Genomic DNA, 23,449 nt, shown 5'->3' with positions numbered 1-23,449 from the left:
TCGACCTCGCCTACAACACCGCCGGCGCCGACCGCGTCGCCCTGATCACCGACGCCATGGGCGCCGCCGGCATGGGCGACGGCCTCTACCCCCTCGGCCCCCTCCAGGTCCAGGTCAAGGACGGCGTGGCCCGCCTGGTCGAGGGCGGCGCGATCGCCGGCTCCACCCTCACCCTGGACGTCGCGTTCAAGCGCTCGATCACCGTCAACGGCCTGACGCTCAACCAGACCGTCGAGTCGCTGTCCGCCACCCCGGCCCGCCTCCTCGGCCTCGGCGACACGATCGGCTCGCTGGAGACCGGCAAGCTCGCCGACCTCGTCGTCGTCGACTCCGACACCTACGATCTGGTCGCCGTCATGCGCCGCGGCCAGTGGATCCTCGGCGGCGACAAGTTCGCCACCATGAAGCCCGTCTGACCCCCCGGCCTCCTGACCGGACGTCAACGGCCGCCCTCCCCCGAAGGGGACAGGCGGCCGCTGCGCGTCAGGAGCGCTCGCTCAGCTGCTCGGCTCCACCGTGACCTGGTCGATCAGGATCGGCCCGCCGGACGGGACGGTCATGGTGATGGTGTTCGACCCGGCCTGGAGCTGCGGGAGTATCCACGTGGTGTACCAGGAGGACGCCGGGTCCTTGCCGGGCGAGTAGTTCCTGAACGGCAGACCGCTCGGCCAGTCCTTGCCGTTCACCGTCGCCGCGCCCTTCACGTCGCCGCCGGCGTTGTTGAAGTGCACGGTCAGCTTGTAGGTGCCGGCCGCGGCGACCGCGCCGGTCCAGCTCACCGAACCGCCCGGCTGGAGCGTCAGGTAGCTGCCGTCCGCGGACTTGGCGCCCTTGACGGCGTTGGCGGACGGCGCGTTCTGGGCCTGCAGCTGGCCCGCGTCCACGGTCACCGGACCGCCCGTGGCGGAGGCGCTCGCCGAGGGCGAGGCCGTCGCGGACGCGCCGCCGGAGGCGGTCGTGCCGGTCGTCGCCGGGGCGGTGGTCTGCTGGCCGCCATTGGCGTTCTTGTTGGTGTCCGGGTCACCCGTGGACAGCGCGATCCCGGCGCCGATCGCGATGGCCGCGACCACCGCCACCGCGCCGATCACCGCACCCTTGCTCCGGCCGCTGCTGCCGTGGCGGTCCTCCCCCGGCTGCGGGCGGGAGTGCTCGGCGTAGCGGGTCTGCTGGGTGGGCACGCCGCCGTACTCGGGCTGCTGCTGCGCCCCTTGCTGGAAGTGCTGGGGCTGCTGCTGCCCGTACTGCGGAGGGTACGGCTGCTGCGGCGGCCGCTGCTGCCCGTACTGGGCGCGGCCGACCTCCATCGGGCGGCTGTACGACGTGCGGGGCACGCCCTGCTGGGGCTCGGCCGGCTGCGCGGAGGCGCCTTCGGCCGGGCGGTAGAGGTAGCCGAAGGGGTCGTCGTCCTGCGGGGCACCGCCCCCCGGGCCCTCGGGCACTCCGTTGTTGCCGGCGGTCGTCACGGTGGTCAACTCCCCCATCGCGTTCGCGCCGCCGGGCTGGCAGGCCGCCGGCGCAGGTCATGGACGCTCTCGTTACCCGCGAACCCTACCTGCCCGAGCCGACAGCCCGGAACGAGGCCTTGACAACCCGCCGGTAACCTGAGCCGCCCCGGCTCAGCCCGCCCGGCGGTGCGAGCGCTCGCCGCGGGCCCCGCGCACGGCCCCGCCCCGGGCCCGCTTCTCGTCGTACATCCGCTCGTCCGCGGTGTGCAGCACCTCCTCGATGCTCATCCCGCAGCCCGCCCAGCCGATCCCCAGGCTCACCCCGACCCGCATCCCCCTGCCGTCGATCCGCATCGGCGGGATGATCGCGTTGCGCAGCCGGTGGGCGAGGTCCTTGGCCTCCTCGCGGCCGATGCCGTCGGCCAGCACCACGAACTCGTCCCCGCCGAGCCGGGCCACCGTGTCGCCGTCCCGGACGGCCTGGCTCAGCCGCCGGGCGACCTCGACCAGCACCGCGTCGCCCGCGTTGTGGCCGAAGCGGTCGTTGATCGACTTGAAGCCGTCCAGGTCGCAAAAAATTACCGCGAGCCCCTTGTCCACCGGCACCGCGCCGCCCGAGCGGAACGGGCCGGACCACACCTCGCCGCCCTCGCCGTGGTCCGCCGGGACCACCGCGTGCACGTGCTCCCCGTAGGCCGGGCCGAACGCGGGCGGCGGGCCGCCGTCCGGCACGCCGTACCCGTGCACCGGCCCGGCGTACGGGTCCGCCCCCTCCAGCCCGTCGTACGCGGCGTGCGCGCTGTAGGAGTCGGCCGGGTAGCCGGCGTACGGCTGCGGGTAGGCCCCCTCGCCGGGCCCGGCGACCGCGCCGACGGCCTGCGGCTCGGGGCAGAGCCGGCGGGCCAGCCGGGCCTTCAGCTCGGCACTGTTCGGCAGGCCGGTGAGCGCGTCGTGGCTGGCCCGGTGGGCGAGCTGGAGTTCGTGGCGCTTGCGCTCCTCGATGTCCTCGACGTGGGTGAGCAGGAAGCTCGGGCCCTCGGCCGCGTCCGCCACGATCGAGTTGCGCAGGCACACCCACTGGTAGCCGCCGTCCCGCCGGGACAGCCGCAGTTCGGCCCGGCCGCTCTCGGCGCTGGTGCGTTCCAGCAGCGCGCGGTCCTCGGGGTGGACGAGGTCGGCGAAGCTCTGCTGGCGGAGCACCGCGCGTGGTCGGCCGAGCAGACGGCAGAGCGCGTCGTTGACCCGGGTCAGCTGGCCGCGCCCGGCGCCGTGCAGCTCGGTGATGGCCATCCCGCTGGGCGCGTACTCGAAGGCCTGACGGAAGCTCTCCTCGCTGGCCCGCAGCGCCTGTTGCTCCTTCTCCAGGCGGGCCAGCGCACGTTGCATCTCGGCCCGCAGGCGAGCGTTGCCGATCGCGATGGAGGCCTGCAGCGAGAACATCTCCAGCGCCTCGCGGGTCCACGCCCCGGGCCGCTTGCCACTGCGCGGCCGGTCCACCGAGAGGACGCCGAGCAGGTCGCCGCCGGCGCTGTACATCGGGGCGAGCAGCCCGTCGGCCGGGTGCCAGTCGTTGGCGTAGACGGGCATCGGGCCGTCCCCGATCCAGCGCGGGATGTCGCTGGCGACGGCCCAGCCGCGGTCGTACGGGAGGAAGCGCAGGGTGCCCCAGTGGTCGCTGACGCCGAGCAGCCGGTCCCAGGACTCGCGGGAGCCGACCTGGCCGAGCAGGACGGACGGACCGCCCATGGCGCTCTCCTCCAGCTCCCAGACGGCCGCCACCACGAGGTCGCCGTCCGGCCGGACCAGGCTGACCGCGGCGGCGTCGAAGCCGAGTCCGTGCACCGCGCCCTCGACGACGGCCTGCAGCGTGCCCGCCAGGCTGCGGGCAGCGTTGAGGTCCGCCACGACCCGGTGCAAGGTGCGGAGGGTCGCGAGACGGACGTACGGCTCCGACTCGGCTTCCATGCGGGGGCTCCCCGGCTGCTTCGGATAGTTCTTGATTGGTTATCGTCCGATTGCCAGAAGAACTGAATCACAGGGAGCACAGCGTTCGGCACGCTCGGTCAGCAATAGGCCACCACTTGTGACTTAAATCACATGACACTAATGCGCTCTTAATCAGCTCATCCGCCCCAGAGCGGGACATAAGGCGTTATCAGCACATTTCTCGTGGTCGACCGCACTGACCGCACGCTGAAGCCGACTGTCGCCCGGCAGGCCCCCTGCTTCACTCCTGAGGGTGAGTCCAACCCCGGGCTGCGGCCCTCACCCCTGCGCCTCTGGTCCTACGACCTCGGCCCGATGTCGCGACCCGCGACCGCCGACTACCGTGCGGTACGTGCACCCGTCCCCGCAGCCCGAAGCTGCCTCCCACGCCACGCCCGACGAGTTCCGGGCCGCACTCTCCCAGCTCGCCTCGGGGGTGAGCCTGGTGACCGTCCACGACCCGGAGGACGGCGAGGACATCGGCATGACCGCCACGTCCTTCCTCTCCGTGTCGCTGGAGCCGCCGCTGGTGCTGATCTCGGTCCGTGAGGACTCCCGGATGGACGAGGTGCTCTCCCGGGTCGACACCTGGGCGGTCTCGCTGCTCGCCGAGGAGCAGAAGGCGCTCGGCTCCCGCTTCGCCATGAAGGGCCGGCTCAGCGACCGGCTGCTGTTCGCCGACACCGCGCACCACCGCGGCCCGTGCACCGGCGCCCCGCTGATCGAGGGCGCGCTCGCCACCGTCGAGTGCCGCACCGAGCAGCGGATACCCGCGGGCGACCACACCCTGCTGCTCGGCCGCGTCCTGGAGGCCGTCGTCCCGAACCCGGGCGGCCGGCCGCTGCTCTACTTCCGCGGCGGCTACCGCACGCTGGGCTGAACCCCGGGCCGGCCGCCCGGCGTCACTCCCCGCCGCGCGGAATCCGCCGCCCCTGCTTCAGCTCGGAGCGGTGCCGCTTGTTGAACAGCCGCCGCTCCACCATGCCCCGGCTCGGCCGGGTCGCCCGCCGCGCCTTCGGCGGCGGCGCACAGGCCTCTGTCAGCACAGCCGACAGCCGGGCCGCGGCCGCCTCCCGGTTGCGCCACTGCGAGCGGTACTCCGAGGCCTGGATCACCAGCACCCGGCCGTCCACCAGCCGGCCCGCCAGCCGCTCCAGGGCACGCTCGCGCCACACCTCGGGCAGCGCCTTCGAGGCGGCCAGGTCGTAGCGCAGCTCGACCTTGCTGTCGGAGGTGTTGACGTGCTGGCCACCGGGGCCGGAGGAACGCGAGAAGCGCCAGACGAGCTCGGCGTCGGGGACGACCACCGACCCCCGTACGCGGATGGGCTCGGGCATGTGCCCATCATCCCGCGCCCGGCCCGCCCGGTCACCCGGTTATCCGGTCCGCGCTCCGAGCCCCGACAATGGCCAGTGTGATCGAGCTCGGCTACTCCCTCTCCAACCGCTTCCCCGACCCCCCGCAGACCGACTACCGCGCGGCTTCGGTGCACGCCCTGCGGTACGACCTCTTCTGCGGCGACGTCTACCTCGACGCCGAGGGCGCGGAGCTCTCCACCGCCTGGGGCTGGGTCCCGGTGCTCGACTTCGCCTGGGCGCTGTGCGACATCGCCGAGCAGCTCGACCGCGACCCGGACGGCAGCCGCGCCGCCCGGGTGCAGACCGCCGACCTCGACTTCACCCAGAACACCGAGCTGCTGCGCTTCGCCCGCCGCTTCAACTGGGTCGAGATCACCGCGACCTGGCTGCCCGACGAGCCGCCGGCCGTGGTCCGCCACAGCGACCTGCGGCGCGAGGCCCGGGACTTCCTCCAGGACACCCTCGCCGATCTGTTCGACATGCACCCCGGCCTGGCCGACAACCCGAACATCTGGACGCTCCAGGGCCGGTTCCGTCGACTCTGACCCCGATATTGCCCGGCCTTTGCCCAGAGTTGGCACATCCGGAGAATTGACGACCGTCGACGGAACCAACCCGCCGCACTATTGCGTTGTCCCGGGAAAAGCGAACGAAGGGACAGCAATCACCATGCCAGTGAGCCTCTCCAAGGGTGGCAACGTCTCGCTGACCAAGGAGGCCCCGGGGCTGTCCGCGGTCTCCGTCGGCCTGGGCTGGGACGTCCGCACCACGACCGGCGCCGAATTCGACCTCGATGCCAGCGCCATCGTTCTGAACGCGGACGGAAAGGTGCTGTCCAACGCGCACTTCGTGTTCTTCAACAACACCAGCACGCCGGACAACACCGTCGTGCACACCGGTGACAACCGCACCGGCGAGGGCGCGGGCGACGACGAGTCGATCAACGTCGACCTGGCCGGCCTGCCGGCCGAGGCCGCGAAGATCACCTTCCCGGTCACCATCTACGACGGCACCGCGCGCGGGCAGAACTTCGGCCAGGTCCGCAACGCCTACATCCGCGTGGTGAACGCCTCCGGCGGCGCCGAGATCGCCCGCTACGACCTCTCCGAGGACGCCGCCACCGAGACCGCGATGATCTTCGGCGAGCTGTACCGCAACGGCGGCGAGTGGAAGTTCCGCGCCGTCGGCCAGGGCTATGCCTCCGGCCTGGCGGGCATCGCCCAGGACTTCGGCGTCCAGATCTGACGCCTTTCTCCCGGGGCAACCCCCACACACAACACCGCGGCGCGGGAAGTCGGTCGGTCCGACTCCCCGCGCCGCGGCGGCGTTCCAGGGCCTCAGCGTTTCAGGGCCTCAGCGCGAGGCGCGCAGCTCCGGCAGCTGGATCAGCTCGGTCTCGTCCTCCGGCGTCAGGTCCACCACGGTCGGCTCGCCCTGCTCCGACTGCTCAAGCTGCTCCGGCTCCGCGGCCGCCTGCGCCGCCTTAGCCGTCTCCTCGGCCGCCTGCGCCTCGGCCAGCGCCTTCGCGGCCACCGCCTCGTCGCCCACGACGTCCGCCAGGTCCGTCCGCTCGTTCAGCTCCGCGATGCTGCCCACGGCCGGCGCCGGGGCCGCCGCCCGCACCGCGGCACCCGGACTGCGGCCGAAGAAGCTGAAGCCCTGCCCGCGCACCTGCCCGGACTGCACCGGGCGCGGACGCTGCCGCTCGGCCGGCGCCGCGGGCGCCGCCTGCGTGCCGCCCAGCTGACCGACCGTGGCGGTCAGCATCGGCCGCACCGGCGCGGCCTTCACGGGAGCGGGAGCCTGCGCGGGCGCCTGGGCGGAGGCCGGAGCCTGCGCCGGGGTGGGCACCGCCGGAGCCACCGGAGCCGGTACCGCGGGCGTCATCTTCGCGGGCGCCGGAGCCTGCGTGGCCGGCACCGTCCGCGCCCGCAGCGCGACCTCCGCGCCCGCCGTCCGCTCGCGCTGCGCCTCCTGCGCCGCCGCCCGCCGCTCCAGCAGCCGCAGCACGGCCCCGGCCCGGACGAACGCGGCCGGGCTGGCCGGGTACTTGGGCCGGCTCGCGGCCAGCGCCCGCTGGGCCGCCTCGGCCTCCTTGAGCGCCTGCTCGGCGACCATCACGGCCCGCTCGCGCAGCAGCCGGGCGATCTCCGTCTCGGCCTTCGCCAGCCGCGACTTCTCGGCGGTCAGCCGGCGCCCGAACCGGGTGGCCCGCTCCTCGGCGACCTCCGCCGCGTACTCGGCCTCGGCGAGCTGCTCCTCGAAGCGCTCCTCGGCGCGCAGCCGCTGCGCGGCGGACAGCTCGGCCGCCGCCCGGGCAGTCTTGTCCCGCTGCTTCAGCAGGACCGCGAAGCCGAGCGTCGCGACCACCGCCGCAACCCCCACCGAGCGGACCAGGATGGTGTCCTGGCTGAAAAGCAGGGCGGCCAGAGCGGCGACGAGCAGTACGCCGGCCGCGGTGGGAGGAAAGACCCGGCCGAGGACGGAGGAATGACGGTGGCGTCCGCGAGACATGCCAAGAAACTAGCGTGCGAATTGGGGCCGTGTCAGCCCAGGGTCGGCTTCGGCCCTTGACAGTGCGCAAGTTTTACCGCACGTGCCCGGCACTTCACTCAAGATCACGACAAATGCCCAGTTCAGCGGTGCGAGGCCGCCGGGCCGCCCGGATCGTCGTGATTTTCCGGCAGCTTGCACACGTGCTGGATCCAGAGCGCCGTCGCGATCACCGCCGCCCCCGCCAGCACCGCGAGCCCGGCCGTCACGGCCTGGTCCTTGCGGGCCGGCACGTCCAGCTCGCCGAGCAGGTAGATCCCCGCCCCCGCGTAGATGCCGGTGACCACCGCCGAGACCAGCGCACTGGCCTGCCCCAGCACCACCGCCCGGGCCGCGAGCAGCGGGTCGACCCCCTTCGCGCCGGGCTGCCGCTCGCGCACCGCCTTCAGCCGGGACCGCAGCGAGATCGCGGTCGCCAGCAGGATCACCGCCACCGCGGCCAGCACCACCGGCGCCGCGCCCGGCACGGCCGGCAGCGTGTCCAGGGAGGCCCACAGCTTGGCGCCGGCCCAGGACAGCGCCGTCGTAGCGGCGGTGATGCCGACCAGCAGACGGAGGCGAAGCAGCTTCACTCGGACGAGGTCCTTCCCGGGGTACCAGAGACGGCCGGCCGCCCCGGGGGCCCGGTGCGACGGCGCCAAGCCACCGTACCGGGCCCGGCCGGGCGGACACCCGCGCGGACGGCGGACACCTAACTCGTACGGCCGGGCCCCCACCCGAGTTCCCCGGCGGACCCGGTCGGCCCGCGGCGGGGAAGGGGCCTACTCCGGCAGCGTCAGCCGGATGTCCTCCCGCCGCCGGACGCCCTGCGCGTCCGGGCCGCCGAGCTTCTCCAGCAGCGCGGCGACCTGCCCGTGCCCGGGCACCTCGGCCTCCGGCTGGGCGTCCAGCCACGGCGCGAGCACGAAGGCCCGCTCGTGCGAGCGCGGATGCGGCAACAGCAGTTGCGGGTCGTCGCTGACGACGCCCTCGTACGCCAGGATGTCGACGTCCAGGGTGCGCGGACCCCAGTGGACGGTCCGGATCCGGCCGAAGGCGTCCTCGATCGCGTTGCCGCGCTCCAGCAGGTCGCGCGGGGGCAGCGAGGTGCGCAGCACCACGACCGCGTTGTAGTAGTTGGGCTGTTCGTCGGGGCCGCCGACGGCCTCGGTCTCGTAGACCGCCGAGACGGCCTTGATCCGGAGCCCGGGGGTGTCGGCGAGGGCGTCCACAGCACCCTGCAGGGTGTCCAGGCGGTTGCCCAGGTTGCTGCCGAGCGCGATCACGGCACAGCGCTGGCTGTGCAGTGTCGTGTCGGCGTTGTCCACCCGGCGCTCCAGGTCGAACGTGGTCGGCGAGGCGGTCGGGTCGCTGGTGCTCATCGATATTCCTCTACATCGGAAACCGGGTACACGCCGGCGGTCATGCGCGCCCCCGGTGGATGGTCACGGTCACGTCGTCGAACGGCACGGTGATCGGGGCGTCCGGCTTGTGCACGGTCACCTCGACCTCCTCGACCGCGTCGTGCTTCAGGCACTGGTCGGCGATGCGCTGGGCCAGGGTCTCGATCAGGTCGACCGGCTCCCCGGCGATGATCGCGGTGACCTCCTCGGCCACGATGCCGTAGTGCGCCGTGCGGGTGAGGTCGTCGCCGGACGCGGCGGGGCGGGTGTCCAGGTACAGCACGAGGTCGACCACAAAGGTCTGGCCCTCGATGCGCTCGCGCTCGAAGACGCCGTGGTGGCCCCGGGCACGCAGACCCCGCAGGGTGACGCGGTCCAGCAAACGAATCACTGCTCCCAGTCGGACGGGCCCCGCCCGAAGAAAGGCACGGACGAGCAGGGCGAAGGCGGACGGCAGGCCCGCCACTCCGTTTCGAATCTACCCGCGGGCGCTGACAACGTCTGACCGTCCTACCCGGCACGAACCGTCGCCACGCACACCGGAATGGCGATTGACGTGAACGTTCGGTGACCACTCGGAAATTCCCGGACGACACTCCGGCAGCGAATTGCCGGAGCCGTCCCGGTCAGTCGTCGTCGTCCTCGTCGCCGCTGGTCAGGACGGGTGAGCCGTGGTGCGACCAGAGCTTCCAGCCGGCCGGGGTGCGCCGGAAGAGATTCGTCGAGACGACCTTTCCGCCGACCAGCGGACCGAGTTCTCCCTCCTCCTCCGCCTCGCCGCCGGAGAGGATGTTCTCGGTGCACGTGACAAGGGCCACATCTCCGTGCACCTCGGCCTCGACATCGGTCAGGAAGAACTGGATGTACTCCGTGTTCATCATGATCAGCATGTACGACCGGGTCACCTGGGCCCGCCCGCGCAGCACCGGCCAGCCCGGGTGCACGCACACCACGCCGCCCTTGTCGTCCGCGTCCGCGGCCCCCAGCCAGGCGTCCTCTACCGCCTCCAGGTCCCCCCGCTCCAGCGCCTCGTAGAGCGCCCGGTTCGCCGCGAGCACGGCCTCCACGTCCGCCTCGCGGGCTCGTCCCGCCGCCGCGCCGCTCACCCTGCCGTCACCTGCCACAGACCCTCCCGTCCTAGCCCTGCCGGGCCGCCTGCTGCCAGGCCGCTACCACCCGGACGGCATCCGCCGTGCCGGACACGTCGTGCACCCGCACCGCCCAGGCCCCCGCCCGGGCCGACAGCACCGACACCGCAGCGGTCGCGTCGTCGCGCTCCCTGGCCGGGCGCAGTTCCCCGGTTTCCGGGTCGGCCAGCAGCGTACCCAGGAACCGCTTGCGCGATGCGGCCACGAGGACGGGACGGCCGAGCGCGGTGAGCGCGTCCAGCCGGCCGAGCAGCGCCCAGTTGTGCTCGGCGGTCTTGGCGAAGCCCAGCCCCGGGTCGAGGATCAGCTGGTCCTCCTTGACGCCGGCCGCCAGCAGCGCGTCCACCCGGGCGGTCAGCTCGGCGACGACGTCCCGCACCACGTCGTCGTAGACGGCCAGCCGGTCCATGTCGGCGGACTGCCCGCGCCAGTGCATCACCACGAACGGCGCGCCGGTCTCGGCGATCACCCGGGCCATCGCCGGGTCGGCGAGCCCGCCGGAGACGTCGTTGACGAGCCTGGCGCCGGCCGCCACCGCCTGCTCGGCGACGGAGGCACGCATGGTGTCGATGGAGACCACCACCCCGGCCTCGGCCAGCTCGCGCACCACGGGCAGCACCCGGCGCAGCTCCTCCTCCTCGGGCACCCGCTGCGAGCCGGGCCGGGTGGACTCGCCGCCGACGTCCACCAGGTCCGCGCCCCGGGCCCGGAGCGCGAGCCCGTGCGCGATCGCGCGGGCCGGGTCGTGCCACAGCCCGCCGTCCGAGAAGGAGTCGGGCGTGACGTTGACCACACCCATCACGGCGCAGCGGTCGAGCCGCGGCAGTCCGGCCGGCAGCGAGAAGGACGGCGAGTTGCTCATGCCCTCATTATCGAACGGGGCCCCCGCCGAGGATCCTCGGCGGGGGCCCCGGACGGTCCGGCGGTGCCTCAGGCGGCCTCGGTGACCTCGTGGGCGGCCGGGGCGGGCATCAGGCCCTCGCGCTGGCGCTTGCGGCCGAAACGCGGCATGCCGAGGGTGATGAAGGCCTCGGCCTGCATCGCGGCGAAGCCGATCCGCGGCAGGTCCCGGGTGTTGGGGAAGACCAGGAAGCGCGGCTCCCACTCGGGCTGGAACTTGGCGTTGAACTTGTACAGCGACTCGATCTGGAACCAGCGCGACAGGAACACCAGCAGCCCGCGCCAGGCCCGCAGCACCGGGCCGGCGCCGATCCGCTCGCCGCGGGCCAGCGCCGAGCGGAACATCGCGAAGTTGAGCGACACCCGGCGGACGCCCAGGTCGGGCACGGCCTGGAGGGCGGCGACGATCAGCAGCTCGTTCAGGCCCGGGTCGGCGGCGCGGTCGCGGCGCATCAGCTCCAGCGAGATGCCGTCCGGCCCCCAGGGCACGAAGTGCAGCACGGCCTTCAGGTCGTCGCCGCTCTCGCCCTCCTCCGGGTCCTTGTGGGCGGTGACCACGACGCAGTTGTCGTCGAGCGGGTCGCCGAAGCGGCCGAGGGCCATCGAGAAGCCGCGCTCGGTGTCGGTGCCGCGCCAGCCGGCGGCGGCCTCGGCGATCCGGTACTTCTCCTCGACGGTCAGCTCGGAGACCCGGCGGACCTTGCAGGAGTAGCCGTTGCGCTCGATCCGCTTGACCATCTGGCGGACGTTGCGCATGGCCCGGCCGGCGAGCGAGAAGGTGCTGGTGTCGACGATCGCCTCGTCGCCCAGCTCCAGCGCGTCCAGGCCCGCCTCGCGGGTCCAGACCTCGCCGCCGACCTCGCTGCAGCCCATCACGGCGGGCACCCAGGCGTGCTCGCGGGCCTCGGCCATGAACACCTTGATCGCGCCCGGCCAGGCCTCGACGTCGCCGACCGGGTCGCCGGAGGCGAGCATCACGCCGGAGACCACCCGGTAGGAGATGGCGGCCTTGCCGGTGGGCGAGAACAGCACGCTCTTGTCGCGGCGCAGCGCGAAGTAGCCGAGCGAGTCACGCTCGCCGTGCCGGTCGAGCAGCCCGCGGACCTTCTCCTCGTCCTCCGGGGTGAGCTCGGGCTTCGGCTTGCCCGGGCGCAGCGCCAGGTAGGCGGTGGTGAAGGCGGTCAGCAGACCGAGCCCGCCGAGCAGGTAGGCGACCAGGTCGGACATCCGCTCGTTGTTGTAGCGGATCGGGCCCTCGAAGCCGAACAGCCCGTACGCGACGTGCTGGAGGCGCTCGAACAGGGCCGGGTGGCCGATCTCGTACTTGGTCCGGGTGCTCACGATCAGCAGGCCGAGCAGGCCGCTGACGGTGCCCATGGCGATCAGGTTGACCAGCGCGCGCCAGCGGGTGCGCGGGTCGGCCTTGGCGTAGAACTCGCGCTGGTGCACCAGCATCACGGCGAAGACCACCAGCGACACCACGGCCGGGCCGATCTGGTGCCAGCGCACGATGTGCAGCGCCGCGCCGACCGGCAGCAGGACGCAGACCGCCCGCCAGGCCCGCCGCTTGCGCCGGCGCAGCGCGTGCGCGAGCAGCACCAGCAGGATGCCGATCATCATCGTCCCGACCGCGGCCAGGCTGGTCGTCCCGCCCGGCAGCTGCCCGGCGAAGCTGTGCATCTTGCTGTGCCGGAGCTTGGGGAACACCGCGCTGGCGATGTCCACCAGTCCGATCAGCAGACAGGCGTAGCCGATCGCGCCGGGGAGCCAGGCCCTCGGCACGGCAGCGGCCTGGTTGCGAAGCGTCTGCAGGCCACGGCGGCGGCGCGGCTGCTCGGGGCTCGGCTCAACGGACACGGGAACGCTCATGGAAGCTCAGCGTAGAGGCTGCGGGGCGCTGTCCGGTCACTCCGGGGGAGCACGCGTGATGGACCTTCATGCCTATTCCTTCATCAGGCAATGCGCACACAAAGCAACCGGAAACGGACGGTAAACCGGTGCCGAGAGCGCGCTGCGGGTTGAGCCGGGGGCGGGAGCCGGGGGCCGGCGCCGCGTGGCGCGGCGAAGCCCTCCGGGACGCATTACGTACGGTGGACGCCGCATTCTAGGGCGCCGGTTGCCTGCGATCACCCCCGGCCTCCCGACCTGCCCCGGCGCCCGGACAGCCTAGCCGCGGTGGCCCGGGCTGACGGACCGCCAGACGATGAAGCGTGCACCGACAGGGTCCCACCGGAAGGCCGACGGCATGGAACTGACCAGCGACGCGCTGGTGAACTCGCTGCTCGCACTCGGCGCTGCGGCTCTCATCACCACCCTCTGGATCTGGCCCCGGCTCGCGAGGCAGCGCCCGCTGCCGGTCCTCGGCCGGATCGGCCTGCTGACGGTCACTCAGGCCTCGGTCCTGGCCGTGCTGGCGCTGTCGGTGAACAACTCCTTCGGGTTCTACACCTCCTGGGACGACCTCCTCAACCCCGGCGGCGCCAAGCTCACGCTGACCAGCAACGAGAACCACAAGGGCGGCACCCCGGTCTCCGACGCGCTGATCCAGCCCACCAACGAGGGCGGCCTGGAGACCATCCACGACCTGCCCAAGGGCCCGCCCGAGGAGGCCGGCAAGGTCGAGTCGGTCCGGGTGACCGGCAAGGAGACCGGCCTGTCCGACCAGATGTTCGTCTACCTGCCGCCGGAGTACTTCGACCCGAAGTTCGCCCTGGTCCGCTTCCCGGTGCTGGTGACCATCTCCGGCTTCCCCGGCACGACGCTCAACCTGGTGAAGGAGCTGCCGGTCGTCCAGACCGCGGCGGACCTGCAGAAGAACGGCAAGATGCCGCCGACCATCGTGGTGCTGACCCGGCCGACGGTCGCCCCGCCGCGCAACACCGAGTGCGTGGACGTCCCCGGCGGCCCGCACGCCGAGTCCTGGTTCGTCAAGGACCTCCCCGAGGCCCTGCGCACCACCTACCGGATCGGCCGCTCACCCGCCTCCTGGGGCGTCTTCGGCTACTCGACCGGCGGCAGCTGCGCGATGCGGCTGGCGATGCGCTTCCCCGGCGTCTACGGGACCTCGGTGGGCCTGCACGGCGACTTCAACGTGCACGAGGACCAGTTCACCGGCGGCAGCCTGTTCGGCGGCGACAAAGCGCTGGCGCAGCAGAGCGACCTCGCCTGGCGGCTGCAGAACCTCCCGGCGCCGGCCCTGTCGATGCTGGTGGTCTCCACCCGCAAGGAGCCGGACTACCCGCAGACCGCCCAGTTCGTCGAGCAGGCCGAGCAGGCCGCGGCGGCCAACCCGCAGTTCAAGGTCGATTCGCTCTACCTCGACGACGGCGGCCACAACTTCGACAGCTGGGTCCGGGAGCTCCCGGCCTCGCTCGAATGGGCGGGCACGCACCTCGGATAGCGCGTGCGAGTGATTACCCGCCGGTCCCCGCCCCGGCCGGCGGCTCGGGGGAACGTATCGCGGCCGCCCGTCCGACTCCCTGGCGGGCGCCGCCCCGGATCCGCGCAGGAGGCGCCGTGCTGAGCACCCGCTCGCTCTTCACCGAGATCTACCGGAACGACCAGGCCTACCAGCTGTTCTGCAGCATCGCGGCCGGCGGCGAGGACCAGGGCGGCTGGGAGAACGAGCGGATCACCGTACTCACCCGGGACCCGGTCCTCGCCCCGAAGGTCGCCCGGCACGGCGCCGACGAGCGAAAGCACGGCCGGATCTTCACCCAACTGCTGAACAAGCGCGGCCTGCCCAAGGTCGACGTCCCCACCGAGGCCGACTACTGCATGCTGCTGGAGGCCCAGGGCGTCGGCCTGTCCCACGAACGGCTGAACAGCGACGTCCCGCTGACCGACCGCGAGATCATCACCTACCTCGCGCACAGCCGGGTCACCGAGCAGCGCGCCGCCGAGCAGATGCGCCAGCTGGTCAAGGTGTACGGGGACAACCCCGACCTCGGCCGGGCGATGCGGATGATCTCCGCCGACGAGGACAACCACCTCGCCTACTGCCACGAGGAGCTGCTGCGGCTGCGGGCCGAGGGCCACGGCCCGTACATCCGGCACACCCTGGAGACCAGCGCCCGCGGCGAGATCCGCACCCACCGGGACGTCGGCCTCGCGGTGACATCCCGGATGGCGAAGATCCTCCGCTGGCCGCGCTGGCAGGTGGCACTCATCACCCTCGGGGTGCACGCCCTCTACCTGTACGACCGCGCGTTCGGCTGGCGGCGGATGGTGACGCTGCGGATGCCCGAGCGCCGCAACGCGCTGGGCACCCCGGCCCCGCCGCACGTCGAGCACAAGGTGCTCTGAAGCGGCCCCCTCGGCGGCCGATGCCCCTATCGCCCGATGATGAGGCTCATCGCCTCGGCCCGGGTGGCCGGGTCGCGCAGCTGCCCGCGCACGCAGGACGTGATGGTCTTGGCGCCCGGCTTGCGGATCCCGCGCATCGACATGCACATGTGCTCGCACTCGACGACCACGATCGCGCCGCGCGGCTCCAGGATCCGCATCAGCGCGTCGGCGACCTGGCTGGTCAGCCGCTCCTGCACCTGCGGCCGGCGGGCGTAGACGTCGACCAGCCGGGCCAGCTTGGACAGGCCGGTGATCTTGCCGCTGGTGGACGGGATGTACCCGACGTGCGCCACGCCGCGGAACGGCACCAGGTGGTGCTCGCAGACGGACGTCAGCTCGATGTCCTTCACGAGCACCATCTCGTCGTGCCCGAGGTCGAATGTGGTCGTCAGGACGTCCTCCGGCTCCTGCCAGAGGCCCGCGAATATCTCCTTGTACGCACGCGCGACCCGGGCCGGGGTCTCCAGCAGGCCCTCGCGGTCCGGGTCCTCACCCACGGCGAGCAGCAGCTCGCGGATGGCGTTCTCGGCCCGCTTCTGGTCGAAGATCCCGACGGCGGGCGGACCGTCGAGCGTCACCGGGTCGATCATGCGGGCCTCGCTTACTCAGGGGGAACGACGTTGCGAACAGCACGGATGCCGCGCCTCCAGGGTACAAACCCTGGTGACGCGGCATCCATTCCGTCCTGAGGCCCGTCCTGAGGCCCGGGATCAGCCCTCGGTCGGCGGCTCCACGGCCGGCAGCGGCGGGAGCTTCACGACGTCGACCGGAACGGTGTCGCCGACGGCGGAGCCGTTGGTGAGCGCCAGCTCCTTCGGCGACTGCACCGGCGGCCGGGTGGACGGCGTACGGCGGGACGAGCCCGTCCAGGCCGGCCGGGTCGGACGCTTGACGATCGGGGCGAAGATCTCGGCGATCTGCTCCTTGTTCAGGGTCTCCTTCTCCAGGAGCTCCAGAACCAGGTTGTCGAGCACGTCACGGTTCTCGACCAGGATCTCCCAGGCCTCGTTGTGCGCGGCCTCGATGAGCTTCTTGACCTCTTCGTCGACCAGCCCGGCGACCTCTTCCGAGTAGTCGCGCTGGTGGCCCATCTCACGGCCCAGGAACGGCTCCGAGTTGTCGCTGCCGAACTTGATCGCGCCGAGGCGCTCGGTCATGCCGTACTGGGTGACCATGGCCCGGGCCGTCGCGGTGGCCTTCTCGATGTCGTTCGAGGCACCGGTGGTCGGGTCGTGGAAGACCAGCTCCTCCGCCGCGCGCCCGCCCAGCATGTAGGCCAGCTGGTCGAGCATCTCGTTGCGGGTGGTGGAGTACTTGTCCTCGTCCGGCAGCACCATCGTGTAGCCGAGGGCCCGGCCGCGGGACAGGATGGTGATCTTGTGCACCGGGTCGCTGTACTGGCAGGCCGCCGCAACCAGGGCGTGACCGCCCTCGTGGTACGCGGTGATCTTCTTCTCCTTGTCGGACATGATCCGCGTGCGCTTCTGCGGACCGGCCACGACGCGGTCGATCGCCTCGTCCAGGATGCCGTTGTCGATCAGCTTCTTGTCCGAGCGGGCGGTCAGCAGCGCGGCCTCGTTGAGGACGTTCGACAGGTCCGCGCCGGTGAAGCCGGGGGTGCGCTTGGCGACGGCCGACAGGTCGACGTCGGGCGCGATCGGCTTGCCCTTCTGGTGCACCTTGAGGATGTCCAGCCGGCCCTGGAGGTCGGGGCGCTCCACCGCGATCTGGCGGTCGAAGCGGCCCGGGCGCAGCAGCGCCGGGTCCAGGATGTCGGGGCGGTTGGTCGCCGCGATCAGGATCACGCCGCCCTTGACGTCGAAGCCGTCCATCTCGACCAGCAGCTGGTTGAGGGTCTGCTCGCGCTCGTCGTGGCCGCCACCGAGACCCGCACCGCGGTGCCGGCCGACGGCGTCGATCTCGTCGACGAAGACGATCGCCGGGGCGTTCGCCTTGGCCTGCTCGAACAGGTCGCGGACCCGGCTGGCACCGACACCGACGAACATCTCGACGAAGTCCGAGCCGGAGATCGAGTAGAACGGCACCCCGGCCTCGCCCGCGACGGCACGCGCCAGCAGGGTCTTGCCGGTACCGGGCGGGCCGTAGAGCAGCACGCCCTTGGGGATCTTGGCGCCGACGGCCTGGAACTTGGCCGGCTCCTGCAGGAACTCCTTGATCTCGTGGAGCTCCTCGACCGCCTCGTCCGCACCCGCGACGTCCGCGAAGGTGGTCTTGGGGGTGTCCTTGGTGAGCAGCTTGGCCTTGGACTTGCCGAACTGCATGACCCGCGAGCCGCCGCCCTGCATCTGGTTCATCAGGAACAGGAAGACCAGGACGATGATCACGATGGGCAGCATCGACAGCAGCAGGCTGACGAAGGTGCTCTGCTTCTCCGGGCTGATGGTGTAGCCCTCGGACAGCGTGTTCGGGTCCTTGTCGTTGATCTGCGCCTGCAGCTTGTCGGCGATCGCGACACCCTGGTCGCCGATGTACGAGGCCTGGAACTTGCTGCCGGACGGGGTCTTGCCCGTACCGGCGTTGGACAGCGTGGCGCCGTCCTTGAGCTGAATCTTGATCGTGTTCGAGTCACCAGTGGTGATCTGCGCGGACTTGACCTGCTTGGCGTCGATCGCCGCGACCACCTGACCGGTGTCCACCGTCTTGTAGCCGTTCGAATCCGAAACGACCTGCATCAAGACGATGACGGCGAGGACGGCCAGCACGATCCACATGATCGGCGCACGGAAGTATCGCTTGACGTCCATCCATGCGGGGCGTTGCCGCCCCGTCCCTCCTGCCACTCAACGGCGCCGTAGGGCTGTGGGCCGCGGCGCAATCCGAATCGGTGCTCATGTGAAGAGCGGTTTATTGGACCGTACCGCAGTCGGACCCACCCATGGCGGGAGCACAGCGACACAGCTTTGTTCTTTGTCCCCCCGTCCAACGGGCGAGAACAACCTACTGTTCCCGCCCGTAGCCCGAACGGGCTCTCAGCCGCCGTAGACGTGCGGAGCGAGGGTGCCGATGAACGGCAGGTTGCGCAGCTTCTCCGCGTAGTCGAGGCCGTAGCCCACCACGAACTCGTTCGGAATGTCGAAGCCGACGTACTTCACGTCGATCTCGACCTTGGCCGCGTCGGGCTTGCGCAGCAGGGTACAGACCTCCAGCGAGGCCGGGCCGCGCGAGCCCAGGTTGCCCAGCAGCCAGGACAGCGTCAGACCGGAGTCGATGATGTCCTCGACGATCAGCACGTCCCGGCCGGCGATGTCGGTGTCGAGGTCCTTGAGGATCCGCACCACACCGGAGGACTTGGTGCCCATGCCGTAGGACGACACGGCCATCCAGTCCATGGTGACCTGCGAGTGCAGGGCCCGGGCGAGGTCGGCCATGACCATCACGGCCCCCTTGAGGACGCCGACGATCAGCAGGTCCTTGCCTGCGTAGTCCCGGTCGATGCGCTCGGCCAGCTCCAGGAGCTTGGCGTCGATCTCGTCCTTGCTGATGAGCACCTTCGCGAGGTCAGCGCCCATGTCGTTCTGGTCCACCGGGGATACGTCCTCAAACGTTCGGGGTCTGTGTGGCCGGCGGTCCGGCTCCCCGGGCATGCCTGCCCGTCAGTCGCCCTGCCGCCGAAAGACCAGCGTGCCACACCTGCGGGTGGCCTCGACGCCCCCGGGTAGGTGCAGGGGCCCCTGGCCACGCCATCCGGTGATCAGCAGGTCGATGGTTTCCAGGTGCCGCGCGAACAGGTCGCCGGCCGGGCAGCCCGCCCGCAGCGCGGCCCGGCGCAGCACCCGGCGGCGGACCGCGGGTGGCAGCTCGGCCAGCTTCACGGCGTCCAGGGCGCCTTCGCCCGTCCGGAGGTCGCGTTCGGCCAGCGAGGCCCACTGGTCGAGCGCGTCGGCGTCGTCCCGGAAGAGCCGGGCGGTACGGGCCAGCGCCTCGACCACGCCGCCGCCCAGGTGCTTCTCCAGCACCGGCAGCACCTCGTGGCGCACCCGGGAGCGGGTGTAGGCGGGGTCACAGTTGTGCGGGTCGTCCCAGACCGGGATCGCCTGCGCGGAGCAGGCCTGCCGGGTCGCGGCCCGGTCCAGCTCCAGCAGCGGGCGGCGGTAGCGGCCCTTCTGGGCGGGCATGCCGGCCAGCGAACGGGCACCCGAGCCTCGGGCCAGGCCCAGCAGCACCGTCTCGGCCTGGTCGTCCCGGGTGTGGCCGAGCAGCACCGCGATCGCGCCGTGGCGCTCGGCGGCCTCGTCCAGGGCGGCGTAGCGGGCGTCCCGGGCGGCGGCCTCCGGACCACCGTCGCGGCCGACCCGGACCGGGATCGCCTCGACGGGGTCGAGGCCCAGCGAGCGCAGCCGTTCGGCCACCTGGGCGGCACGGTCGGCGGATCCTGGCTGGAGGCCGTGGTCGACGGTGACGGCGCCGACGCGCAGGCCGATCTTGGGCGCCTCGAAGGCGGCGGCGATGGCCAGCGCCATGGAGTCCGCGCCGCCGCTGACGGCGACCAGGACCAGCGGCGAGCCGGGCGCGGCCGGGGTGCGGGGCAGACCGGACGGGTGGCGCGCGGCGTTGCCGATCAGGGTGGTGCCGACGGCGGCACCGACCAGCGGCGCCCCGGCCGGGCGCTCGCGGGGCTCGCGCTCGGGCGCGGTGAAGGTGGTACCGGCCTCGGTGGCGAGGTCGGTGAGCGTGCGGCGAACGGCCAGGCGTATCGCGGCGACGGCGGGGTGTGGGCCCACGGCGGACGACTCCTCGGCGGAGGGGGGACAGGACGACTGTGGACGCGGCAGGGACCGCGCACTCTGTGAGCACCGTGTTACCGGGCGCTCACAGATGGTGGCAGAAAGGAGCGACCCGCTACGCCACCCGCGCCACCGGTACGACCACCGTCCCACGTTCGGGTGAATGGAGAAACGTATCTTCACCGTCGGTCCGCCCGATTGGACCACTCGTACGAACGGGTTTGACCGCCGCCGACCGGCGGCGGTCCAGGTCGGGGCCCGGGTCCACGTCCTTGGTCCCGGTCCGGGCCCGGGCCCGGGCCCGGGTCAGCGGGCGACGCGGGCGACCCAGGCGGCCGGGTCGTGGATCTCCTCCTTGGTCGGCAGGGTGTTCGGGGACGTCCAGACCCGGTTGAAACCCGCCATGCCGACCTGCTCCACCACGCCCCGGACGAACACCGCGCCGTCCTGGTACTGGCGGAGCTTGGCGTCCATCCCCAGCAGCCGGCGCAGCACCAGGTCCAGCCGGTTCGCGCCGCGGTCCCGGCGCTGCTGGAACTTCTCCCGGATCTCCGCCACGGTCGGCACCACGGCCGGGCCGACGCCGTCCATCACCACGTCCGCGTGGCCCTCCAGCAGCGACATCACCGCCGTCAGCCGGCTCAGGATCTCGCGCTGCGCGGGCGACTGGACGATCTCCAGCAGCCCGGTCGACGCCGTGCCGCCGGCCGGCTCCCGGCCGCCGACCCCCGGCAGTCCGCCGCCCAGCGCGCCCGCCGCGTCCCGCAGCCGGTCCAGCAGGGCGCCCGGGTCGACGTCCGTCTCGGCCAGGAAGGACTGCACCTCGGACTGGATGTGGTCACGCAGCCACGGCACCGCCGTGAACTGCGTGCGGTGGGTCTCCTCGTGCAGGCAGACCCAGAGCCGGAAGTCGGACGGGTCGACGTCCAGCTCCCGCTCGACGTGCACGATGTTCGGCGCCACCAGCAGCAACCGGCCCGGGCCCGGCCCGTCCGGACCGAGACGCGGCTTGTCGAACAGGGCGGCCGGGCTGTCCGGCGCCTCCAGCGAGGGCTCCGCGGGGGCGAAGGTCTCGTACTGGCCGAGCACCTTCGACGCCAGGAACGCCAGCAGCGCACCCACCTCGATGCCGGTGGCCTTCTCCCCCACCGAGCCGAACACACCCGCCGTCGGACTGTTCGCCCGGCGGGCCTGCAGCTTCTCCACCAGCGGCTGGACGATCGTGCGGAACCCCGCCACATTGGCCCGCACCCACCCGGGCCGGTCCACCACCAGCACGGGCGTCGCGGCGGCCGCGACCAGACTCGTCGACCGCATCCCGGTGAACGCCCGGACGTGCTCCTCCGCCTCCAGCGCATGCCGGCGCAGCTCGGCCACCACAGCCGCCGCCTCCGCCCGACTGACCTCCGGCCCCGGCCGCACCAGCCTGGTCGCGGTTGCGACCGCGAGATTCCAGTCGACCATGTCCGCACCGCCACTCGCGCTCGTCATGCCCTCACCGTACGTGCTCCCGACCACCTGAGGGAGCCACCCACCCCGACCAACCCACCCGGCCCGCCCCCTGCCCCTGCCCACCGACCCCGGCCCGACAACCATGAGCCGACGGCCGGCACCCCCCGCCCAGCCCCACAGCCCGCCGCCAACCTTGCCAACTCCCCTGCTCTCAACCCCCGTTGCCGTGGAGTCGGCGACAGCCGCAGGATCCGGGCCGGGCAGCAGTACGCCCCGGAGCGGCACGAGCAGCATCGCTGGCAGCCTGGGCGAACACTGCTCCGGGGGGCGCCACGGGCGGCTTGGACCGCTGCTTGCGGGTGGGGGTTTTTCGCTGCGCGCGGTTTCCCGCGCGCAGCGAAAGTTGAGGCAGGGAGGGGGGAGCCGGAGGGCTGCGGGTCAGTGGCAGCCGCAGGTGGTCAGGCGGGCGACGATACGGTCCATGGCGGCGCGAGCGGCGTCGGCGTCGGCGTCGGTGCGGGTCATCACGGCGAAGGTGAGGAGGCGGCCGTCGGCGTCGACGACGGTGCCGGCGAGGGTGTTGACGCCGCGGCGGGTGCCGGTCTTGGCGCGGACCAGGCCCGCCGCGTCGGCCGCGCCCGAGCCGGTGCCGAAGCGTTTGCCGAGGGTGCCGGTGAAGCCCGCGATGGGGAGGCCGGTGAGGACCGGGCGCAGGGTGGGGTGCTGGTCGGAGGCGGCCAGGGCGAGGAGTTGGACCAGGACGGCCGGCGGGATCGCGTTGTCGGGGTGCAGGCCGCTGCCGTCGTTGAGGACCACGCCGGCCATCGGCACGCCGAGCCGGGTGAGTTCCTGCTTCACCGCGGTGGCGGCGCCCTCGAAGCCGGCGGGCTGGTGGGCGGCGAGGGCTGCCTGACGCGCGATCGCCTCGGCGAGGGTGTTGTCGGAGGTGGTGAGCAGCCGCTCGACCAGCCGGGCGATGGTCGGCGAGTCGACCCGGCCGAGGACCGGCGCGGTTGCGGCGGCCGGCGCGGCGGCGAGCTTGGCCTTGCCGTCGACGGTGATGCCCTGGGCCTTGAGCAGGGCGGCGAAGCCGTCGGCGGCCGCGCCGGCCGGGTCGGCGACACGGGCCGGCGCATCCTCGCGGCTCTTCGGGTCGATCTTGCCCTCGTCGATCATCAGCGGGACGACCAGCGGGATGTTCGCCGCGTCGTAGTTCTTGTGCTGAGGGTTGCCCGCGTACAGGGACAGGTCGTAGTCGAGCTTGACCGTCGTGGTGCCGGCGGCCTTCAGGGCGGCGGCGGTCTGCCGGGCGAGCGCGTCGAGCGAGGCGGGGGTGGTGTCGGCGTCGGCGGGGAGGCCGCCGATCTGCACCTGGTCGGCGGGCAGCGCGGTGAGCGTCGGGTCGCCGCCACCCACGAGGGTGATCTCGCCGGGATTCGCGCCCTTGACCACCCGGGTGGTCAGCCGGGTGTCGCCGGGGATCAGCGAGAGGGCCGCGATGGAGGTGGCGAGTTTGGTGGTGGAGGCGGGGGTGGCCGGGGTGTTCTCCCCCGAGCCGTACAGGAGTTGGTCGCCGGCGGCGTCCGCGACGGCGAACGTGACGGTGCCGAGGTTCTTGTCGGCGAGCGCCGCGGCGAGCGCCTGCTGGAGCCCCTGGGTGGTGGGCAGTCCGGCGGCGGGGCCGGCGTCGACGGAGGCCAGGACGGTGGCGGCCGCGGGGGCCGGCCGGGCGACGGGAGACCCACTGCCGCTCGGCGCGGACGCGCCACCAGCGGCCCCAGCAGCACCACCGGCACCCGTGGGCCCGGAGGAGGCGCCCGGGTCGGCCGGGTGCCGGCTCCCGTCGTCGCCGGAGCGCTTGCCGTTCCCGTGGTCCCCCTTCCCGCGGTCCCCGGCGTCTTGGCCCCCCTTGCCGTGGTCGCCCTTCTTGTCGCCCTCCCGGCCGTCGTCCTCCCCGGGCCCGGCGCTGTGTCCGCCCGGGGGCGGGGACGGCTGCGCATACGCTCCGCCCGAGGTCAGCACCGTTCCGGCCATCAGCAGTGCCGCGCCGAACAGCCCGGCGGCCGTCCCCCTGCGGCGGCGCCCCGCCCCCACCCCAGCTCCCACCGACCGGCCCCTTTCCCGAGCACTCAC

22 protein-coding genes are annotated in these 23,449 nt (G+C 72.5%); 6 read left to right on the top strand and 16 right to left on the bottom strand.

Going from position 1 to position 23,449, the window contains the following annotated elements; all coding sequences use genetic code 11:
* A partial coding sequence (locus tag KV557_RS29565) for an amidohydrolase family protein (protein ID WP_218204587.1) occupies positions 1-416 on the top strand: 416 nt, incomplete at its 5' end.
* Positions 417-497: 81 nt separating this feature from the next.
* Here the strand turns inward: KV557_RS29565 and KV557_RS29560 are convergent.
* The gene (locus KV557_RS29560) at positions 498-1,472 is read right to left on the bottom strand and encodes a carbohydrate-binding protein (RefSeq protein ID WP_218204586.1); all 975 of its coding nucleotides are present in this window, start codon (positions 1,470-1,472) and stop codon (positions 498-500) included.
* 144 nt (positions 1,473-1,616) lie between these two features.
* Positions 1,617-3,410, bottom strand: a complete 1,794-nt coding sequence (locus KV557_RS29555) for a GGDEF domain-containing protein (protein WP_218204585.1) — start codon at positions 3,408-3,410, stop codon at positions 1,617-1,619.
* A 364-nt stretch (positions 3,411-3,774) separates the two neighbouring features.
* On the opposite strand from KV557_RS29555, the gene KV557_RS29550 reads away from it, so the two are divergent.
* Positions 3,775-4,311 (top strand): flavin reductase family protein, encoded by a 537-nt coding sequence (locus tag KV557_RS29550; RefSeq protein WP_218204584.1) that lies wholly within the window; start codon positions 3,775-3,777, stop codon positions 4,309-4,311.
* Positions 4,312-4,333: 22 nt separating this feature from the next.
* On the opposite strand, the gene arfB is transcribed toward KV557_RS29550, so the two are convergent.
* Positions 4,334-4,768, bottom strand: a complete 435-nt coding sequence (gene arfB / locus KV557_RS29545) for an alternative ribosome rescue aminoacyl-tRNA hydrolase ArfB (RefSeq protein ID WP_218204583.1) — start codon at positions 4,766-4,768, stop codon at positions 4,334-4,336.
* A 68-nt stretch (positions 4,769-4,836) separates the two neighbouring features.
* Here arfB and KV557_RS29540 point away from each other — a divergent pair, with 68 nt between their 5' ends.
* Together KV557_RS29540 and KV557_RS29535 are read left to right on the top strand one after the other, a co-directional pair.
* Positions 4,837-5,334, top strand: a complete 498-nt coding sequence (locus KV557_RS29540; RefSeq protein ID WP_256178120.1) for a hypothetical protein — start codon at positions 4,837-4,839, stop codon at positions 5,332-5,334.
* A 124-nt stretch (positions 5,335-5,458) separates the two neighbouring features.
* Complete coding sequence (locus tag KV557_RS29535; RefSeq protein ID WP_218204581.1) at positions 5,459-6,034, top strand: TerD family protein; 576 nt, start codon at positions 5,459-5,461, stop codon at positions 6,032-6,034.
* Positions 6,035-6,142: 108 nt separating this feature from the next.
* Here the strand turns inward: KV557_RS29535 and KV557_RS29530 are convergent, their stop codons facing one another.
* The 7 genes from KV557_RS29530 to KV557_RS29500 form a co-directional block, all read right to left on the bottom strand.
* Positions 6,143-7,303 (bottom strand): hypothetical protein, encoded by a 1,161-nt coding sequence (locus KV557_RS29530; RefSeq protein ID WP_218204580.1) that lies wholly within the window; start codon positions 7,301-7,303, stop codon positions 6,143-6,145.
* Between the two features lie 122 nt (positions 7,304-7,425).
* Positions 7,426-7,914, bottom strand: coding sequence for a DUF3180 domain-containing protein (locus tag KV557_RS29525; RefSeq protein WP_218204579.1), 489 nt, complete (start codon positions 7,912-7,914; stop codon positions 7,426-7,428).
* A 189-nt stretch (positions 7,915-8,103) separates the two neighbouring features.
* Entirely contained in the window at positions 8,104-8,703 is a 600-nt protein-coding gene (gene folK, locus KV557_RS29520) for a 2-amino-4-hydroxy-6-hydroxymethyldihydropteridine diphosphokinase (protein WP_218204578.1), read from the bottom strand.
* A gap of 40 nt (positions 8,704-8,743) precedes the next feature.
* Complete coding sequence (folB, locus tag KV557_RS29515) at positions 8,744-9,103, bottom strand: dihydroneopterin aldolase (RefSeq protein ID WP_218204599.1); 360 nt, start codon at positions 9,101-9,103, stop codon at positions 8,744-8,746.
* A 247-nt stretch (positions 9,104-9,350) separates the two neighbouring features.
* On the bottom strand, positions 9,351-9,830 hold the full coding sequence (locus tag KV557_RS29510) for a nuclear transport factor 2 family protein (protein ID WP_218204577.1): 480 nt from the start codon (positions 9,828-9,830) through the stop codon (positions 9,351-9,353).
* A 31-nt stretch (positions 9,831-9,861) separates the two neighbouring features.
* Entirely contained in the window at positions 9,862-10,734 is an 873-nt protein-coding gene (gene folP / locus KV557_RS29505; RefSeq protein ID WP_218204576.1) for a dihydropteroate synthase, read from the bottom strand.
* A 68-nt stretch (positions 10,735-10,802) separates the two neighbouring features.
* A complete protein-coding gene (locus tag KV557_RS29500; protein ID WP_218204575.1) occupies positions 10,803-12,641 on the bottom strand; it encodes a phosphatidylglycerol lysyltransferase domain-containing protein in 1,839 nt (612 codons plus the stop codon).
* A 376-nt stretch (positions 12,642-13,017) separates the two neighbouring features.
* Here KV557_RS29500 and KV557_RS29495 point away from each other — a divergent pair, with 376 nt between their 5' ends.
* Together KV557_RS29495 and KV557_RS29490 are read left to right on the top strand one after the other, a co-directional pair.
* Positions 13,018-14,172, top strand: a complete 1,155-nt coding sequence (locus KV557_RS29495) for an alpha/beta hydrolase (RefSeq protein ID WP_218204574.1) — start codon at positions 13,018-13,020, stop codon at positions 14,170-14,172.
* 116 nt (positions 14,173-14,288) lie between these two features.
* Positions 14,289-15,077, top strand: coding sequence for a ferritin-like domain-containing protein (locus KV557_RS29490; protein WP_218204573.1), 789 nt, complete (start codon positions 14,289-14,291; stop codon positions 15,075-15,077).
* A gap of 26 nt (positions 15,078-15,103) precedes the next feature.
* Here the strand turns inward: KV557_RS29490 and folE are convergent, their stop codons facing one another.
* The 6 genes from folE to dacB form a co-directional block, all read right to left on the bottom strand.
* Positions 15,104-15,709 (bottom strand): GTP cyclohydrolase I FolE, encoded by a 606-nt coding sequence (gene folE, locus KV557_RS29485; RefSeq protein WP_218204572.1) that lies wholly within the window; start codon positions 15,707-15,709, stop codon positions 15,104-15,106.
* 120 nt (positions 15,710-15,829) lie between these two features.
* Positions 15,830-17,884, bottom strand: coding sequence for an ATP-dependent zinc metalloprotease FtsH (gene ftsH, locus KV557_RS29480; RefSeq protein WP_218204571.1), 2,055 nt, complete (start codon positions 17,882-17,884; stop codon positions 15,830-15,832).
* 225 nt (positions 17,885-18,109) lie between these two features.
* Positions 18,110-18,664 (bottom strand): hypoxanthine phosphoribosyltransferase, encoded by a 555-nt coding sequence (gene hpt / locus KV557_RS29475; protein ID WP_030059589.1) that lies wholly within the window; start codon positions 18,662-18,664, stop codon positions 18,110-18,112.
* A gap of 69 nt (positions 18,665-18,733) precedes the next feature.
* Complete coding sequence (tilS, locus tag KV557_RS29470) at positions 18,734-19,861, bottom strand: tRNA lysidine(34) synthetase TilS (protein ID WP_218204570.1); 1,128 nt, start codon at positions 19,859-19,861, stop codon at positions 18,734-18,736.
* A 309-nt stretch (positions 19,862-20,170) separates the two neighbouring features.
* Positions 20,171-21,355, bottom strand: coding sequence for a zinc-dependent metalloprotease (locus KV557_RS29465; RefSeq protein WP_218204569.1), 1,185 nt, complete (start codon positions 21,353-21,355; stop codon positions 20,171-20,173).
* A 399-nt stretch (positions 21,356-21,754) separates the two neighbouring features.
* The gene (gene dacB, locus KV557_RS44200) at positions 21,755-23,422 is read right to left on the bottom strand and encodes a D-alanyl-D-alanine carboxypeptidase/D-alanyl-D-alanine endopeptidase (protein ID WP_218204568.1); all 1,668 of its coding nucleotides are present in this window, start codon (positions 23,420-23,422) and stop codon (positions 21,755-21,757) included.
* Positions 23,423-23,449: the final 27 nt, after the last annotated feature.

It is taken from the genome of Kitasatospora aureofaciens (genome assembly GCF_019192735.1).
GTDB lineage: Bacteria > Actinomycetota > Actinomycetes > Streptomycetales > Streptomycetaceae > Kitasatospora > Kitasatospora aureofaciens_A.
The sequence above is the reverse complement of the archived record's forward strand: the minus strand, read 5'-3'. Positions and strand labels throughout refer to the sequence as shown.